The following is a 16,654-nucleotide window of genomic DNA, read 5'->3' on the forward strand; positions in this document are numbered from 1 at the left end:
CATTTTCTTTCATTATACTACATGTTTCCTGTTCCCCATCCAGATCCCGAAAAGGATCATGACGATGCCGATGATCTGCAGGAAGGAGATCGATTCGCCGAGAAGCAGGAAGGAGAAGAAGAGGGCGGCGGGGAGCTCGCTGGCAGCGAGAAGACTGCCGAGGCCGGGGGAGATGTGCGGCATCCCGCTGCTAAAGAGGAGCGGCGGGAGGAAGACACCGAAGAGGGTGAGGGGAATTCCGTAGGGAAGGATAGAGGCAAAATGCGCGGGCGATACCGGAAGGTCTGGCGGCAGAAAGAGGAGAACCATCACGAGCGCGCCGCTTACCATGAGGGCGCTTTTGGTGATGGGATGGATGCCTCGCCCGATGCGGTTCATGCAGAGAAGATCGGTGGTGTAGGAAATCGCGGCAGCAAATCCCCAAAGCATGCCGATGGAGAGGGGAAAGGCGGCAGCGCTTCCGATCACGCCCGCACCCAGTACAGTGCCAGCGAGGACGATCGCGATGGAAATGAGACGGAGGCGGGTGGGCTTCTCCCGTCGGATCACGCACTCGGCGAGCGTGCCGAGCCAGATGGACTGGAAAAGGAAGATGACGGCGAGCGAAGCAGGCAGGGTCTCCAGCGCGTGGTTGTAGAGCATGGTGGTGCCTGAGAGCGGAATACCGGTCAGGAGAAAGGCCAATGCGGTCTTTTTCGCGGGGAATCTCCTCACGCGGAGAAGCCAGATGGTCCAGAGCAGAAGAAATCCAAGAAAATACTGGATGGAAGAGACGTCATTGATAGAAAAGCCCGACCGATAGGAGAGCTTGACGAGTGTGGAAATGATACCGTAGGAAGCGCCGCCGGCCAAAACGAGTGCGGCATAAAATGTTTGTGACATAGATGATTGACTCCTTTTGCATGTCCCTATTATAGCATGAGAGAAGGGGGCCGGGGGCCGGGGAAACACGGCATCCCCGCTGGCGGCATCTTCTGCGCTTCTTCTCTTCACATAACCGTTCTCGCAAATGGAAAAAGCCGGAGCCTTTTTATTGTCGACTACAGCAACGAAAATAAATTGACAATATACATATCTATCTATACAATATAAATTGACTATGAAGAACCATATTTGTTATTATTAAGTATCATTGTTATCCTAGTTAGCAGCAGGTGGCGGGGAGGATCTCTGTCCGCTTCCTGTTTTACTCTAAGGAAAGAGGACATATGGAAGAAAATATGACACAGGATGGGAAAGAGATCCTCTTCGACATCCGTCATTTGACACATACCTTCGAGACGGAGGACGGGAAGACATTCGACGCGCTGTCGGATGTGACCTGCACGATCCCGAGGGGATCCTTCACCGCTATCATTGGCACAAATGGGAGCGGCAAGTCTACACTCGCAAGGCATCTCAATGCCCTGTACCTTCCGACGACGGGCGAGGTCATCGTAGAAGGCATGAAAACCAGCGACATGGAGCATATCTGGGACATCCGGCAAAAGGTCGGCATGGTCTTTCAGAATCCGGATAACCAGCTGGTCGCGGCTATCGTCGAAGAAGACGTCGCCTTTGGCCCGGAGAATCTGGGTGTACCCGCAGAAGAAATCCGAAAGCGCGTGGACTATGCGCTGGAAAAAGTCGGCATGAGCGCCTATCGTACGCATTCACCGGCGATGCTCTCCGGCGGACAGAAGCAGCGGATCGCCATCGCCGGCGTGCTCGCGATGCATCCGGACTGCATCGTCTTGGACGAACCGACGGCGATGCTCGATCCTCTGGGACGCAAGGAAGTCATGGATACCATCCATGAGCTGAACCGCTCGGAAGGGATCACCATCGTGCTGATCACCCATTTCATGGAGGAAGCTGTGACGGCGGATCATGTGCTGGTCGTCGACCGCACGAAGCTCCAGATGCAGGGGACAGCACGCGAAGTCTTCTCGCAGGCAGACAAGCTGACAGCCATGGGGCTTGATGTCCCGGTCGCTGCCGACCTTGCCCATGGGCTTCGGAAAAAAGGTTACGAGATTCCTGAAGATTGCATGACAGATGAGGAGCTGGGAGAAGCACTATGTCCATACGCGTCGAACATATAAGTTATATTTATGGCAAGGGCTCGCCATTTGAAAAGACGGCTCTGGATGATGTCGATCTCACCATCGAAAAAGGAGAATTCATCGGCATTATCGGTCATACAGGGAGCGGGAAATCGACACTCATCCAGCACCTGAATGGGCTCATCCATCCGACCTGCGGCAAAGTCACCATCGATGGTGTCGACCTTGCCGAGAAATCCAAAGCCGCCGTTGCCAAGCGCCACTCGGTCGGCATGGTTTTCCAGTACCCGGAGCATCAGCTTTTCGAAGAAACTGTCGCCAAAGACATTGCCTTCGGGCCGATGAATCTGGGGTGTGATGAAGAAGAGGCCGGAAAGCGCGTGAAAAGCGCTATGAAATTTGCCGGTCTTGACTACGACACCTTCGCAGGCCGCTCGCCCTTCCGCCTCTCCGGCGGGCAGCAGCGCCGCGTCGCCATTGCCGGCGTCATCGCGATGCACCCGGATTTCCTTATCCTGGACGAACCATCGGCAGGCCTTGACCCCATCGGGCGGCGGGAAATTTTCTCCCGCATCCAGAGCTGGTACAAGAAAGGCGTATTCTCCGTCATCCTCGTCTCGCATAATATGGATGACATCGCACGCCTCGCGACCCGCCTTCTCGTCATGCACAAAGGCCGACTTGTGCTGGACGGCGAACCGATGGATATCTTCCTCCACCACAGAGAAGAACTGCAGGCCTGCGGCGTCGATGCTCCGCCCCTCACGCAGACCCTCCTCTACCTGAAAGAGAAGGGCATCCCCGTGCCGGAAGAGGCAAAAACGACCGAAGAAGCCGTAGAAAAAATGGCAAAGATGCTGGGAGGTAAGACACATGCTCACTGATATGACCCTCGGCCAGTACTATCCCGGCCATTCGTACCTGCACCAGATGGATCCCCGTGCGAAGATCCTCTGTACCATGATCTTCATCGTCGCGATTTTCCTCGCGAACAACCTGTATTCCTACATAGTCGTCGCCGGCTTCACCTTCCTTGCCATCGCCCTCTCCGGCGTACCTGCGAAAATGATCTGGAAGGCCATCAAGCCCCTCTGGGTGATCCTTGTTTTCACCATGCTCATCCACATCCTCACCACCCCGGGGACGGAAATCTTTTCGTGGAAATTCATCCACATCAGCGAAGAAGGCATCAGGAATGGCATCGTCATGACACTGCGCCTCGTCTTCCTCATCGCCTTCTCCTCGCTTCTCACCTATACCACGAGCCCGATCGTCCTGACCGACGGCATCGAAGACCTCCTGATGCCATTCCGTCGCTTCGGGGTACCCGCGCACGAGCTCGCCATGATGATGACCATCGCGCTTCGTTTCATCCCGACACTTTTGGAAGAAACTGACCGCATCATGAAAGCCCAGTCCTCCCGAGGCGCTGACTTCGTGAACGGGAATCTCTGGCAGCGCGCCAAGAACATGATTCCGCTCCTTGTCCCGCTCTTCATCTCCGCCTTCCGCCGCGCCGACGACCTCGCGACCGCCATGGAAGCCCGCTGCTATCGCGGCGGCGAAGGACGTACCAAGATGCACCAGCTCTCCTATACATGGCGGGATAGAAATGCCTTCATCGCCATTGCCCTCGTGACCGGCGCCCTCATCGCGCTGTATGTAGTCATGAGATAGAATGGGGCGTGGGGTTAGCCACATGGAATCCTGAAGTTTGAAAGCAGGGATGAGTAGCTAGGGATTAGAAATGAGCGGTGATCGAAATAGCGCAATTGGTACGCTGACCGTTCTGCAAGGAAGATCTCTCGGCTACGCTCGAGATGACGGCGCGAAGCGCTATCAAAATTTCGCGGCGCTTAGATCCTTCGACTCAGTTCTCCTGTTTCAGATCATCTATTTTCTAACATACGACGTTTTTCTCCGCTCAGGATGACGAAATGTGCTGCACCACCCCCTTTTGAATCTCCTGAACCTATAGAACCCCCTGAACCTCTTTTGCACGCAATCAAGGGGAATCCCTTATCCCCAGTCACTAGCCACTAGTCACTATTCACACCGAAGGACTATCCCATGCGAAATATCTGGATCACCGTTTCCTACGAAGGAACAAACTATGCCGGCTTCCAGCGCCAGCCCACCCGCATGACCGTGCAGGAAATGCTTGAGAATACACTCCTTCAGCTGACGGGAAAGAAGACCACCATTTACTTCGTCGCCCGCACCGATGCCGGCGTCCATGCCTATGGGCAGGAGTGTACCTTCTACACCGAGTCCCGCATCCCAGGGGATCGATTTGTCCACGCCATGAATGCCCTCCTTCCGCGCGATATCCGCGTCCGACAAAGCCGGGAGATGGACGAAGACTTCTCCGTTCGCCGCCGCAACTTTGGCAAGACCTACGGCTACCTATTGACCGAGAGCCGCGAAGCCTCGCCCTTCCTCGTGCGCACCATCTGGCGCACCGGTAAGCAGCTCGACCTTGCGAAAATGGAAGCAGCCGCCAAAGTCTTGGAAGGCCGCCACGACTTTACTTCCTTCCGTGGGAACAACGCCGTCCCCTCCGATCCCGTGCGGCTTGTCCATGAGATCCGCCTTCGGAAAGCGGGGTCCCTCATCTGGATCTACGTCACCGGCGAAGGCTTTCTCTACCACATGGTCAGAAACATCGCCGGCGCTCTCGTTGATGCCGGGAGCAGCGTCCTTGCTCCTCACGATCTCAAACGGATTTTGGAAGCCCGCGATCGACGAGAGCTCGGTCTCACCGCTCCGGCGGAAGGTCTTGCCCTTCTCAAAGTCTATTTCCAGCCGATCACGAAAAAAGCGATCGATGAGACATTGCAAGAGTCCCTCTACCCATGGTGCGGCGTATAGAAAAAAGGGCGTGATGCAAAAGCATCACGCCCTTTTTGTATTCGTGCCTCCTTAGCCGTTAGAAGATCAGACAAAGGCACTGTGCGTATTAAAGTCCTTCTGCGGCAGCCTCTACCCTGTCGAGAGAGGCCGTACAGATCACCGCAGGCGGAAATAGGCGGAAGTAGTATAGTTGGGGTAAGTATTTCAAAAGGAGTCGGCGCTGATGTACCTATTACTGTTAAACTAGTTACGGAGACAACTGCTGGTACTAATGTTTCTTGGTGATATACTGAATATATAGGGAATATTCACGATTAAACTGTGTCCATAGGAACAAAGTATGGGGATAGAGAAATTGGTATAGCGAGTGGCGCAGGGTTATCTGCTTCCGGAATTGTTAATTATCCAGAGTTCGTTTGTAATATAAATGACTTATAAGCAGGTGAATTCTATGAAAACATCTAATGATGCAAAAATGACAGTATGTTCCATTGCAGTTACATTGAGTATATTGTTAATTACTTTGGGCGTATATTTGGGAACACAATACCTAGATGAAAACTATGTAAAATATGATGTTGAACAGATGCTTAATGTATGTAATCAAATACCCGATCCCACAGAACGAAAAGGGGAAACAATTACTATCGATAAGAGATGGATTGTAAAGTCTGTTATTGCTAATCGCATATATCCGCAACTTTCAAACCAAGATGGTATTCAATTTTTTTCGGATTATGCTATAAGACATGGATGGGTTATTTGTAAAAGTAGATGGGGAGAAAATAAAAGAGGGGATAAGATATATTATTTGACGTTAAAGAAGAAAGACATTAGTTGCTATATTGCACATGAAGAATTTTCTGAAAAATGGAGAATATGGATTCAAAAAGATGATATTTTTAGGAAAATCGGACTATAAAAAGATGGTGTACTACTCATGCAAGTAACCCTGACATCGTACAATGACATTAAAGCAAGACATACCACAGCCACCATTGAAAGCGGGCCTATCATAGCAAAAGCTGGTAATGGTGTAATTATCGAAAAATGGTTACAACGAAGCCGCGGACGACTACGGCCTTGAAATACTTTGAAAAAAGCTAGCTCCGTTTATGGGAAATTTGGTTGGATTGAATTGTATTTTGAAATAGCTTTATATAATTCGCAATATCAAATTGATTCGATCAAGAATGGTGAGTATTATGAATAAAAATTGGAAAAATTTTTGGGGAGCGTTAACTGGATCAGAAGTGTGTTGCTGGATTGGAATAGTTTTTATGCTTTTAGCGTATGTATTGGAAAGTTCATTTTTAGGTTTCATTTCTCTTGTGTTAATTTTATTATCTAGTGCTACGCAAGGAGAATAAAATGGGAAATATTACTCTAGTAACAAGATTGCCGACATATTATGATCTGCGGGCCGGTTTATTATAACAGAACTGCCGTATCCTCGACCCTTTCGGGGGATGCCGTGCAGATCACCGCAGGCGGGAATAGGCGGAAGTAGTATAGTTGGGGTAAGTATTTCAAAAGGAGTCGGCGCTGATGCACCTATTACTGTTGAACTAGTTACGGAGACAGCTGCTGGTACTAATGTTTCTTGGCGATATACTGAATATATCGGGAATATTCACGATTAAGGAGATGTATCATGAGAAGTATTACCAACAGGGAAAAAATGTTTTTTCTAATTCTTCTAGTTCTTTTATTGATTATTACATGCTTAGTAAGTGAAAAATATAGAGAGTCAGAAAATATTTATCATCTGTCTAATGCTGTTTCAGAAACTCAAATTTCTTCTATTCCGTACTTGCAATTTCAAAAAAGCAAATTTGTGCGTTCCAAATACTATGTCATGCGATATACATATGATGGGAAAGTAAATAGCAGAAATGAATTGGCTAATGAAATATTAAAACGAGTAAAAAAAGCTGGATATACAGTAACAGTTTCTAATTCGACAAAAGAACGATTTTATATTCTAGCAGAAAGCGAAAAATTTTTTTTTGAAATTAGTGTTTTTCCTGATTTGCTTAGTATATCAGTAAATCAAAAATAGCAATGAAAGATAAAATCAAATATCGCTGTCAAAGGCAAGGACGGCGTCCTTCTCATGGAAGCAGGAAAAGACATCCACCTCACCGGCGCGACGCTGGAAGCACTGGGAGACAATGGCTCCCTGATCCTGCATTTCCAGCGCACAAGAGTACGAACAGCATGCAGGGTGAAGCAGAGCGGTCTTCTCTCGAGTGGCGGACTCGGCTTCACCATCGGGACGGAGAAACGGAAAGATCAGTATAGCGATGCTGACATGTTATAAACTGTTCGGAGGTAAGGGGTTGGTGACTGATATCAAGAAAGGGGAAAAGGCCAAATAATGAGAAAACAGATTGCTCTTTGGGGAATATGCATTGTTATGCCTTTACTTATTGGACTTATTTGGAGAAATGAGTATATAAAATATCAAGATTATGTGAATGAATCAAGTCTAAATGGAACAATTTTAACTTGGAAAAGCGGAGAAAAAATTGAAGGTAATCATTTTATTTTGTTGAATCCGAATGATGTAAAAGATTATGTGGAATTTGACTTTAACTTTATTAAGAAGTATGCAAAAGCAGAATTGATTAGTTCAATTTTTTTTGATGGGAATGGGTTTTATGTAATGACAAGTGAGTCTATAAGAAATCCCAAAGAAAAATTGTTTTATATATCTCCAGATAAATTTATACAAATAGCTGATAATTTAGCTTGCACCGCTGGAGCATATAACAGGTTCATTAAAAGTAAAGACACTCTTTTTCTAAAAATAGATTCAAAGTTATACCAAATAAGTCCAAACACAGGTGCTCTGCGGGAGGTCAAGGATTTGGGCTCGGATGAAGTGCGGGTATATCCATATCAAAATGGAATTGTTTATCAACATAATAATGAAGTTAGATTTTATTCAGAAAGTGGAGATACTCTTTTGTTTTGCGTACCCAATGACATGCGTTTTGATGGTTGGCATGAAACAGAACAATCTGTTTTTGTGAGTACGCCAAATAGGGAAACTTATATTATGGATTTGGAGACAGGAGCATTAAAGCCGTTTTCAACATTTTCTTTTATCAATTATGGAAATAATCGAAATGGTGTATTATTAGAGCTTATGCCCAAAGGAGGTGGAGGCGCGACCCCATTCGATACTGACTACACATGGTCATATTTATTGGGGAATGACGTGTTTACCGCATTTACTGTGAGCATTTACAATGTGGACACTGAGAAGATTGAGAATTTTTATTACTCGAATAATGATGTCACTTCCGCCTGGTTAGATGTACCGTATGATAGGAATAGATTTGAAAAGCTTAAGGGAAAGCTGATTAAATCGCAGAGTCAGATTCTGCGATTTAATCAGTGTTTCTCTAAATGAATACCTTCTTGAGCAAAGCGTAGAGCAGATGAGAAAGGTTGCCTCGCAGGACGTCTCGATGCAGATTCTCTCCGCGAATGCGGCGGGCGTGGCAGAGATTGAGCTGACGACATATGCAGGGAAGTTGCATCCCAAGTCATCGGCACACATGACGTAGCGATTTCTTCCGGCAAAGATACTTCCATTTCCATCGCGGAAGAGTACGAACGGAATGACTACGCCAAGCAGGTCAAGAAGAGCGGTCTGCTCTCGGGTGGCGGACTCGGATTTACCATCGGGATGGAGAAACGGAAAGATCAGTACAAAGATGCGGACATGATTCAGAAAGGTTCTACAGTTGGCAGTATCTCTGGTAACGTTACTATTACTTCTGATAAAGACATCCATGTGAATGCATCGGATATTATCGCGGGGAAAGATATTTCAATGACCGGCGAATTTGTAGATACTGAATACATTTGCAATATAAAAAATTTGTAATGGTATGAGGTTAAAATGATTGTGAAAACTGATGCAAAGAGTACCATCGCTTCTATTTGTATAACTGTTATTATTATTCTCTTGTGGGCAGGCTTTACCAGTGATTATGTAGAGCGCGTTAAGTTGGAGTGGGAAAAGAACGCACATGATCAGAATACCTCTGTAACAAATAATGGAGGGAAATGATTATGTATAGAAAGGGTCCAGCATTTGATGTATTTCTGATCATAATTTGTATCTATCTTATCAAGACTTTCTTTCTAAAAAAGGACTTATCAATACAGGAAAAGTTTTGGATAGAACATTCTAATCCTTTGGTAAGAAACCTGTTTGTCTTTTCCGTATTAATGGAAATTGCATATGTGTTTCTATGCGATATTGGAATATTGCAAGGGGTGTATTATTTGTATGTAAGCGGTTTAATGTTATTCAACGTATTACTGTCATTATCGGGAATTTGCTTTTTACGAATGAAGTTTGGCCCTAAAAATTGGGAATATCGTTATGGAACGAAAATGGGGTTGGAAGCAATTGTTAGCATGGTATTGATATATGTATTAATGTATTTCTTTTGGGATTACTAAGCGCCTTATTAATTGGTGTGTGATTGAAGTCTTGATGGATGTCGGCATTGCCTAAGCAAAATAGGTGTGTATAAGGTGGTAAGAAATGATTGCCTATAAAACAAATGGTTGTGGGATGTAAATGCAAATATAAAAGTGAGCCATTTAGGGCAATAATGGCCGTGAAAAGGTGAGCCACATTTGGTTGGCATCCCATATAATTGGATTAGACGTAAGGGGCTGTGAAATAATAGCTCCATGAACACAAAAAAGGACTTTCGATTTTTGCGAATCAAAAGTCCTTTTTTGTGTTAGAATTTAACTGCAATGAAAAACCTAACTGTGTATTATGGTACTCCCAAACAGGGAATTTTACCAGTATTTTTTCTGAGTGCCTAGATATCACAGATCCGATTTTCACGTTTGACAGATTTATGGAGGAAATCGATTTACGCAAATATCTGAGCAAACTCCCTGCTCATAAGTTGGGAAGAATCAGATATAATCCCGTCAATATGTTGAAAACGGTTCTGTTCGGGTTTATGGATGAAGGATGCATCTCTCTCAGAAAGCTGGAAGACAATTGCAAAGTCAATATCCGCTATAAATACCTTATGGACGGTAAACGCCCGTCCTATCGGACTTTCGGATATTTCATCAATACTGTCCTGATGAATCAAGCTGAATCGCTCTTTTATGAAATCACCCAGAAAATCATCACCAAAGAGCAACGTCAAGATGAAAAAGTTCAAAGCGAAAATACTGTAACTCAAGAAAAGGCTAAGGAATAGTGAATTATGATAATTACTCGTTGGCATCTATTTCAAAGTAGCTTAACAACTTGCTTACTATGTTTGGTATATATATTCTATACCTTCTATCTGATAAGAAAGAAAAAGATATGCCTTTGTAGAAAAATGATTTGGGGATTAGCTTGTTTCTGGCTACTCTTAGATTGTTGTATGGATTTATTGTTTTCTGCGACAAATATACTTGTGAACAATCCATTTCCTTTTCTTACGGGACAATCTCTATTTTTCCAAATATCAGGTATTATTATTGGCGGATTTATTTATATCACTTATTTTCAATGGAATCTTATGTGCGTGTACAAGATTAATGGTAAACCTATACCGATAGAAAAAAGATCCATTTTGCAAAAATGGTCGTCCATTGTAATGTTGATTACGTTGGCATTGCATTTTTGGCTCTACAGCTTATTTATAATTAGCAACACTTAAAATCGGAGATCATTAGCTTCAAAGAAAATGCTTCACATAAGCTAAATTTGATGGTAGGATCAAATCTGTTAGTAAATTATCCGTTTCCAATAAATGAGGAGTAAAAATACTATGGGAATTACTAATTGGCAATTGTTCCAAAAGATTTTATCTGCCTGGTTGCTATCTTTGGCGTTTGTAGTTTATAGCTTTTATCTAATAAGAAATCGGAAAGTATCCGCATTCAGAAAAATAATTTGGAGTATAGCTTGTTTCTGGTTGATTATAGATGGTTTTATGGATTTACTATTTTCCACAACTAATCTATTAGTAAATTATCCGTTTCCAATAATTGCAGGAGCATCGTTGTTCTTTTTAACATTAGGCATTATTCTTAGTGGATTTATTTATATGATTTATTTTCAGTGGAATCTTATGTGTATTTACAAGATAAACGGCAAACCTATTTCGCAGAGAAAACAGCCAATCTTGCAAAAAGTATCTGCGGTTATAATGTACATTTTCTTATTGCTGCATTTTGGGCTCTATGGTATTTTTATCCACAGTTTGTGTATATGAGGATGCAATGATAGTTGTTTTTGATTCTATGAAAGTACCCGTGAATGTTGATGAGAAAGTGAGCTAGATGGCTGGTCTTGACAACCGACTCGTTATATTTATTAGTTACCGGTGTTTTGTCATTAAAAACGGTAGTCTTACGCTGATGAGATTTATGGGGGATAAACGAACACATTTATCAGTTTTAATCTTAATCCATGGTTATACATATGAATGAAGACTGATTGGATGTGCGGAAAGTACAAAAGAGCGATGAGCTTTGCAGGCTCATTGCTCTTTTGTACTTTCCACATGCGAAAAAATAGAATTTGTTTTCCCGATAAATCATGCTATAATACGAGTAGAGTACTAAAAAAACGAAAAGAGTACTGGAGGAATCATTATGGATGAACAGCTGATCGCGGCGGCGAAGGAAGAGATGCGGCTGCACTCGGTCAAATTCACGATGGACGATATCGCAAGAAAGCTCCATATCTCGAAAAGCACGCTGTACCAGAAGGCGTCTTCGAAGGCGGTGCTGATCCGCATGGTGTGTCTGGCAGATCAGGAGGCGTTTCGGAAGGCGAAGGAAGCGCTGATGAGGAAGAAGGACACGGCGCGCGGGCGGCTGCTCTCGTACTGCCGTCTCTTCGTGGAGACGCTGTGGGCGATGCCGGATGGGTTTTATCAGGATATAGAGATCCATTATCCGGAGATCTGGAAGATGTGGATGGATTTCAAGTATGAGGAGTTCGACTATATGATGGAGCTCCTTAAGGCCGGGGTCGCGGCGGGGGCTTTTCGAGAGGTGAATCTGCCGATCCTTCGCATGATCCTCATCACATCGACGCACAATCTGAATGATGCGGATTTCCTTCGCGAGCAGAATATGACGGGGACGGATGTGATGAATGTGCTCGAGGATATCATTCTGCATGGGATAGAAAAGTAATATAAGGTTGGCGGGTTCAGGTTGATGGGTTCGGGAGATTTTACCGGAGGGTTCTATAGGTTCAACAGGTTCAAAGGGTTCAACGGGGAAGGTACGGCGCATAAAAACCGGAAGCGCCGCGGAGTATAAATGGGTGATGACTGATTGAGATGTTGAACCAGGAGACTAGGAGACTTTAGAAGTCAGAAGTCTGATATCTCTTAGCCTCTTAGTCTCGTAGTCTAATCCCTAATCCCTAGTCACCAGTCACCAGTCACTTTTATCATACAAGGAGTCAGTCTATGAAACGTTTAGCTATGTATATCGGTGTGATGCTTATAGGTGCTTCGATCGCGCTGTCGGGGTGCGGAGCAGAGAAGGCAGCGGCGCCAAAGGCGCCATTGGTGAAGTCGATGGTCATCGGTGAGACGGAGTCGGGCGTGAAGAATACGTTCTCCGGCACGGTGCATGGTTTTTTTGAATCGCCTCTGGCATTTCAGGTGGGAGGCCGGATCATGCAGCGCTATGTCACATCCGGTGAGCGGGTCAGCGCAGGGCAGGCGCTCTTCAAGGTAGACTCGAAGGATGCAGAGGAGCAGGCAGCGGCGGCGCGTTCGCAGCTGAATGCGGCTGAAGCATCGTATCGCCTCGCACAGTCGACGCTGGCGCGGTACGAGAAGCTGCACTCGGTGTCGGCGATCTCTGATCTTGCCATTGATCAGACAAGAAATCAGGCGGAGCTTGCAGCGGCGCAGCTCGAGTCCGCACAGGCGGCGCTCTCGCGCGCGGAGAATAATCTTGGCTTCACGGTGCTTTCGGCAGACCGCGACGGGATCGTCGGGGCGACGCTCTATGAGGTGGGGCAGGTCGTCGCGGCGGGGACACCGGTGGTGTCGATCATTGATGATTCGCAGCTGGATGTCTACATTTCTTTGACAGAGAAGCAGTATCGGGAGTATTCGGTGGGGATGCCGTGTACGGTGACATTCTGGGCGCTGCCGAATGTGAGCGTAGAGGGCCGCGTCCGCGAAGTAGCGGCTGCGCCGAATGCGCAGACGGGGACATATGATGCGAAGGTGACATTGGTCGAGCCGCCGGAGAACATCGCCGTCGGCATGACGGCAGAGGTGAAATTTGGTGACAGAGAGGGCGGCAAGGGCATCATGATCCCGCTTTCTGCGATGGCGACGCAGGATCAGAAGCCGTCTGTCTGGGTGATCCGGGATCACAAGGTGACGCTGACGCCGGTCAAGGTGGGGCGCTACGGCGAGGATACGGTGGAGATCATCGAAGGACTTGCCAAGGGTGACCGCATCGTGACGGCGGGCGTCTCGAAACTGGCTGAAGGAGAAGAGGTACGCGTATGAAAGGGCTGAATCTGGCAGAGTGGGCCATCAAGCACAAGCCGGTGGTCTATTTCTTCATTTTCTTCATCCTCCTGGGAGGCTTGTGGTCGTATTTCCATCTGGGGCGCAGTGAGGATCCGGACTTCACCATCCGTCAGGCGGTGGTGTCGGCGGCCTGGCCGGGCGCGACAGCGGAGCAGATTACCGAGCAGGTGACGGATCCGCTCGAGAAAAAGCTCCAGGATACGAAGGGGCTGGACTATCTGAAGTCCTTCACGCATGATGGCAAGACAGTCATCTATGTGAATCTGAAGGACTCGGTCAAGAAAGAGGATATCCAGACGTGCTGGCATGAGGTGCGAAATCTCGTGAATGATGAGAAGGCAGCTCTTCCCGCCGGTGTGTACGGTCCGTATGTGAATGACCGCTTTGATGATGTCTATGGCTCGATCTATGCAGTGACGGGGGATGGCTTTTCCTATGAGGAGAAGCGTAAGTCGGCGGAAATGCTGCGCCGCCGTCTCGCCGCGGTCGAGGATGTGCAGAAGGTCGAGCTTCTGGGGGTGCAGGAGCAGAATATGTACATCGAGATGGATCAGAATAAGCTCGCCTCCTTCGGGATGAATCCATCCGATGTATTCCGCATCCTTCAGCAGCAGTCGGCGATGATGCCGGCAGGGACGATCCATACATCGTCTCGCAATGTGGCGATCCGCGTGGACGGTCTCTTAGGCAGTGTGGAAGCCTTGGAGAATATCCCGATCCATGTGGGCGAGCGGAGCTTCCATCTGGGCGATGTGGCAAAGGTCACGCAGACCTACACGACGCCGGAGTCTTCCCTTTTCTATTTCAATGGCAAACCGGCGATCGGTATCGCGGTATCGATGCGGGTGGGCGGGAATAACCTGACGCTCGGGGACAATCTCAATCGGGAGATCGAGCGGTCGAAGGCAGACCTTCCGGCGGGCATGGACATCGGGCTCGTGGCGGATCAGCCGAAGGTGGTGAATGAGTCCATCCATGATTTCACAGAGTCGCTCTTGGAGGCCATCGTGATCGTCATGGCGGCGTCCTTCCTCTCGCTCGGACTTTGGAGCGGCATCGTGCTGGCGCTCTGTATCCCGGTCGTCGTGTGTGCGACATTCCTCTTCATGAAATGGCAGGGGATCGATCTGCATATCGTGTCTCTGGGAGCGCTCATCGTCTCCCTCGGCCTTCTTGTCGATGATGCGATCATCGTCATCGAGATGATGCAGGTGAAGCTCGAAGAAGGCATGGACCGCCTGTCAGCGGCGGAAGCGGCCTATAAGAGCTGCGCGAAGCCGATGCTCGCCGGGACGCTCATCACAGCGGCGGGCTTCATCCCCGTCGGGATGGCAGAAGGCCAGACATCGGAGTACTGCGCGGCACTCTTCTGGGTCATCGCAGCAGCCCTTCTTCTCTCCTGGGTGGCATCCATCTTTGTCAGCCCGGTCTTGGGATACAAATTCATTCAAGTAAAAACAAAGGAAGAGAAGGAGAAGGTAGCACGCGAAAAGGGGAAAAGCTGGAAATCGTCCATCGGAGACAAGGCGTACCGGATCTTCTACAAGCTCATTGCGCTCTGTATCCATTTCAAGAAGACGGTCATCGTGGGGACTCTTGGGCTTTTCTGTCTGACGTTTGCGATGATCCCGCTGGTGAATCAGGAATTCTTCCCCGACTCGGTGCGTCCGGAAATCATTCTGGATGTGAATCTCCCCTCAGGGGCTTCCATACAGGAAACGAAGCGTGTCATGAACGGCATCGCCGATACACTCTATGGGGATGAGCGTGTCTCCTCTTTCTCGACATACATCGGTGATACCGCGCCGCGTTTCATCCTGCTCTTTGATCCCAAAGCACCGGAAGACGGGCATGGGCAGATGATCATCGTCGCGACAGACCAGAAGAGCCGTGATGCGCTTCGCCAAGAGATCATGGATACGGTGACGGAGAAATATCCGGATGCACAGGCACATACCCGTCTCATCACGACCGGCCCGCCGTCCGAGTATCCGGTGATGTTCCGCCTGTCAGGCGAATCCATCGATGAGACAGTGAAGCTGGCTTCCGAAGCACTCTCCATCATGAAGCAGAATCCGAATGTCACGAATGCGAGCCTCGACTGGCCGCAGGAGACACCGACACTGAAGCTGAAGATCAATCAGGACAAGGTACGCGAGCTGGGGATCGATAACTATGCGGTATCGCAGGATCTCTACGTGAAGCTCTCCGGCTACAAGGTGGCTGAGTCGTATCAGGGCGATCAGCTCATCCCGATCTCCTTCAAGCTGGAAGGAGACAATGTAGCGCGTCTGGCCAGCCTCGACTCACTGCCTGTTCATGTGGGAAATGGCCGCTACGTGCCGCTGGGTGAATTTGCGGATCTGTCCTATGAAAATGAGACAAGCACCATCTGGCGCAGGGATCTGAAGCCGACCATCACGCTTCGGGCAGATGTAACAGGCGGAGCCAAGGCAGACTCCGTCTCCATGGCGCTCTATGATACGGATCTCAAAGCCTTCCGGGCCAGCCTTCCAGAAGGGGTGACGTTCGAGAAGGACGGGTCGCTTGAGTGGAGCGAGAAGTCCATGACCTACATCGTAGGCGCCATGCCTATGATGGTCTTCTTTGTCCTCATGGTATTGATGTTCGAGCTGGGAAATATTCCCAAGCTCATCATGGCTGTCGTGACCGGACCGCTCGGACTCATCGGCGCGATCCTGACACTGCTGGTGACGCGGCAGGCGATCGGCTTCGTCGCCATCATCGGCTTTGTGGCGCTCTCCGGCATGGTCATCCGAAACAGCATCATCCTTCTGGATCAGATCCGCCAGCATCTGGAAAGCGGGAAGACACCGTATGACGCCGTCGTCGAGTCGGCGGCGCTCCGTTTCCGCCCCATCATGCTCTCTTCGGTGACGGATGTCCTGGGATTCGTGCCCCTGATTCCGAATCCCTTCTGGCGCCCGCTCGCCGTCTCCTTCATCGGCGGTCTTCTCCTTGCGACCGCGATCGGACTCCTCGTCGTACCTGCCATGTACTGCTGGTGGTACAAGGTGAAAGAGCCCTGCGAGCAGTAGGCATCCGGTAAAAATGAAAGGAGTTGTGAAGAAATGAATTCTCATTTCTTCACAGCTCCTTTTTACTTTGCTTTCATTTGGTTCAGGGTTCAAGGTTCAGGGTTCAGGGTTCAAGGTTCAAGGTTCAAGGTTC

Annotated in this window: 18 protein-coding genes; 17 read left to right on the plus strand and 1 reads right to left on the minus strand. The window is 48.1% G+C overall.

What is annotated here, in order from left to right:
- Positions 1-12: 12 nt before the first annotated feature.
- Positions 13-882, minus strand: a complete 870-nt coding sequence (locus tag ACGG9R_RS02085) for a DMT family transporter (protein WP_390150850.1) — start codon at positions 880-882, stop codon at positions 13-15.
- 326 nt (positions 883-1,208) lie between these two features.
- On the opposite strand from ACGG9R_RS02085, the gene ACGG9R_RS02090 reads away from it, so the two are divergent.
- The 17 genes from ACGG9R_RS02090 to ACGG9R_RS02170 all read left to right on the plus strand — a co-directional run bounded on the left by ACGG9R_RS02090 (position 1,209) and on the right by ACGG9R_RS02170 (position 16,521).
- Complete coding sequence (locus ACGG9R_RS02090) at positions 1,209-2,084, plus strand: energy-coupling factor transporter ATPase (protein ID WP_390150853.1); 876 nt, start codon at positions 1,209-1,211, stop codon at positions 2,082-2,084.
- Positions 2,060-2,929 carry an energy-coupling factor transporter ATPase gene (locus ACGG9R_RS02095; RefSeq protein ID WP_390150856.1) on the plus strand — a complete coding sequence of 290 codons (870 nt, stop codon included), beginning with the start codon at positions 2,060-2,062 and terminating at the stop codon, positions 2,927-2,929. Before ACGG9R_RS02090 ends, ACGG9R_RS02095 begins: the two co-directional genes overlap by 25 nt.
- Positions 2,919-3,722: an energy-coupling factor transporter transmembrane protein EcfT gene (locus tag ACGG9R_RS02100; RefSeq protein ID WP_022105090.1), complete on the plus strand. Its 804-nt coding sequence runs from the start codon at positions 2,919-2,921 to the stop codon at positions 3,720-3,722. Before ACGG9R_RS02095 ends, ACGG9R_RS02100 begins: the two co-directional genes overlap by 11 nt.
- Positions 3,723-4,115: 393 nt before the next feature.
- Complete coding sequence (truA, locus tag ACGG9R_RS02105) at positions 4,116-4,916, plus strand: tRNA pseudouridine(38-40) synthase TruA (protein WP_390150860.1); 801 nt, start codon at positions 4,116-4,118, stop codon at positions 4,914-4,916.
- 433 nt (positions 4,917-5,349) lie between these two features.
- Positions 5,350-5,820, plus strand: a complete 471-nt coding sequence (locus tag ACGG9R_RS02110) for a hypothetical protein (protein WP_390150863.1) — start codon at positions 5,350-5,352, stop codon at positions 5,818-5,820.
- A gap of 283 nt (positions 5,821-6,103) precedes the next feature.
- Positions 6,104-6,268, plus strand: coding sequence for a hypothetical protein (locus ACGG9R_RS02115; RefSeq protein WP_390150866.1), 165 nt, complete (start codon positions 6,104-6,106; stop codon positions 6,266-6,268).
- Between the two features lie 284 nt (positions 6,269-6,552).
- Positions 6,553-6,960 (plus strand): hypothetical protein, encoded by a 408-nt coding sequence (locus ACGG9R_RS02120; protein WP_390150869.1) that lies wholly within the window; start codon positions 6,553-6,555, stop codon positions 6,958-6,960.
- Positions 6,961-7,014: 54 nt separating this feature from the next.
- A complete protein-coding gene (locus ACGG9R_RS02125) occupies positions 7,015-7,221 on the plus strand; it encodes a hypothetical protein (protein WP_390150872.1) in 207 nt (68 codons plus the stop codon).
- Positions 7,222-7,278: 57 nt separating this feature from the next.
- The gene (locus tag ACGG9R_RS02130) at positions 7,279-8,319 is read left to right on the plus strand and encodes a hypothetical protein (protein WP_390150875.1); all 1,041 of its coding nucleotides are present in this window, start codon (positions 7,279-7,281) and stop codon (positions 8,317-8,319) included.
- A 28-nt stretch (positions 8,320-8,347) separates the two neighbouring features.
- The gene (locus tag ACGG9R_RS02135) at positions 8,348-8,476 is read left to right on the plus strand and encodes a hypothetical protein (RefSeq protein WP_390150877.1); all 129 of its coding nucleotides are present in this window, start codon (positions 8,348-8,350) and stop codon (positions 8,474-8,476) included.
- Positions 8,477-8,502: 26 nt separating this feature from the next.
- Positions 8,503-8,799 (plus strand): hemagglutinin repeat-containing protein, encoded by a 297-nt coding sequence (locus ACGG9R_RS02140; protein ID WP_390155043.1) that lies wholly within the window; start codon positions 8,503-8,505, stop codon positions 8,797-8,799.
- Between the two features lie 15 nt (positions 8,800-8,814).
- Positions 8,815-8,985, plus strand: coding sequence for a hypothetical protein (locus ACGG9R_RS02145; protein WP_390150879.1), 171 nt, complete (start codon positions 8,815-8,817; stop codon positions 8,983-8,985).
- Between the two features lie 811 nt (positions 8,986-9,796).
- The gene (locus ACGG9R_RS02150) at positions 9,797-10,153 is read left to right on the plus strand and encodes a transposase (RefSeq protein ID WP_390150881.1); all 357 of its coding nucleotides are present in this window, start codon (positions 9,797-9,799) and stop codon (positions 10,151-10,153) included.
- 561 nt (positions 10,154-10,714) lie between these two features.
- The gene (locus tag ACGG9R_RS02155; RefSeq protein ID WP_390150884.1) at positions 10,715-11,161 is read left to right on the plus strand and encodes a hypothetical protein; all 447 of its coding nucleotides are present in this window, start codon (positions 10,715-10,717) and stop codon (positions 11,159-11,161) included.
- A gap of 382 nt (positions 11,162-11,543) precedes the next feature.
- The gene (locus ACGG9R_RS02160; RefSeq protein ID WP_390150886.1) at positions 11,544-12,092 is read left to right on the plus strand and encodes a TetR/AcrR family transcriptional regulator; all 549 of its coding nucleotides are present in this window, start codon (positions 11,544-11,546) and stop codon (positions 12,090-12,092) included.
- Positions 12,093-12,373: 281 nt separating this feature from the next.
- Positions 12,374-13,438: an efflux RND transporter periplasmic adaptor subunit gene (locus tag ACGG9R_RS02165; RefSeq protein WP_390150888.1), complete on the plus strand. Its 1,065-nt coding sequence runs from the start codon at positions 12,374-12,376 to the stop codon at positions 13,436-13,438.
- Positions 13,435-16,521 (plus strand): efflux RND transporter permease subunit, encoded by a 3,087-nt coding sequence (locus ACGG9R_RS02170; RefSeq protein ID WP_390150891.1) that lies wholly within the window; start codon positions 13,435-13,437, stop codon positions 16,519-16,521. The genes ACGG9R_RS02165 and ACGG9R_RS02170 overlap by 4 nt, the downstream gene beginning before the upstream one ends.
- Positions 16,522-16,654: the final 133 nt, after the last annotated feature.

Source organism: Dialister sp. i34-0019-2H8, assembly GCF_042846925.1.
Classification (GTDB): domain Bacteria; phylum Bacillota; class Negativicutes; order Veillonellales; family Dialisteraceae; genus Dialister.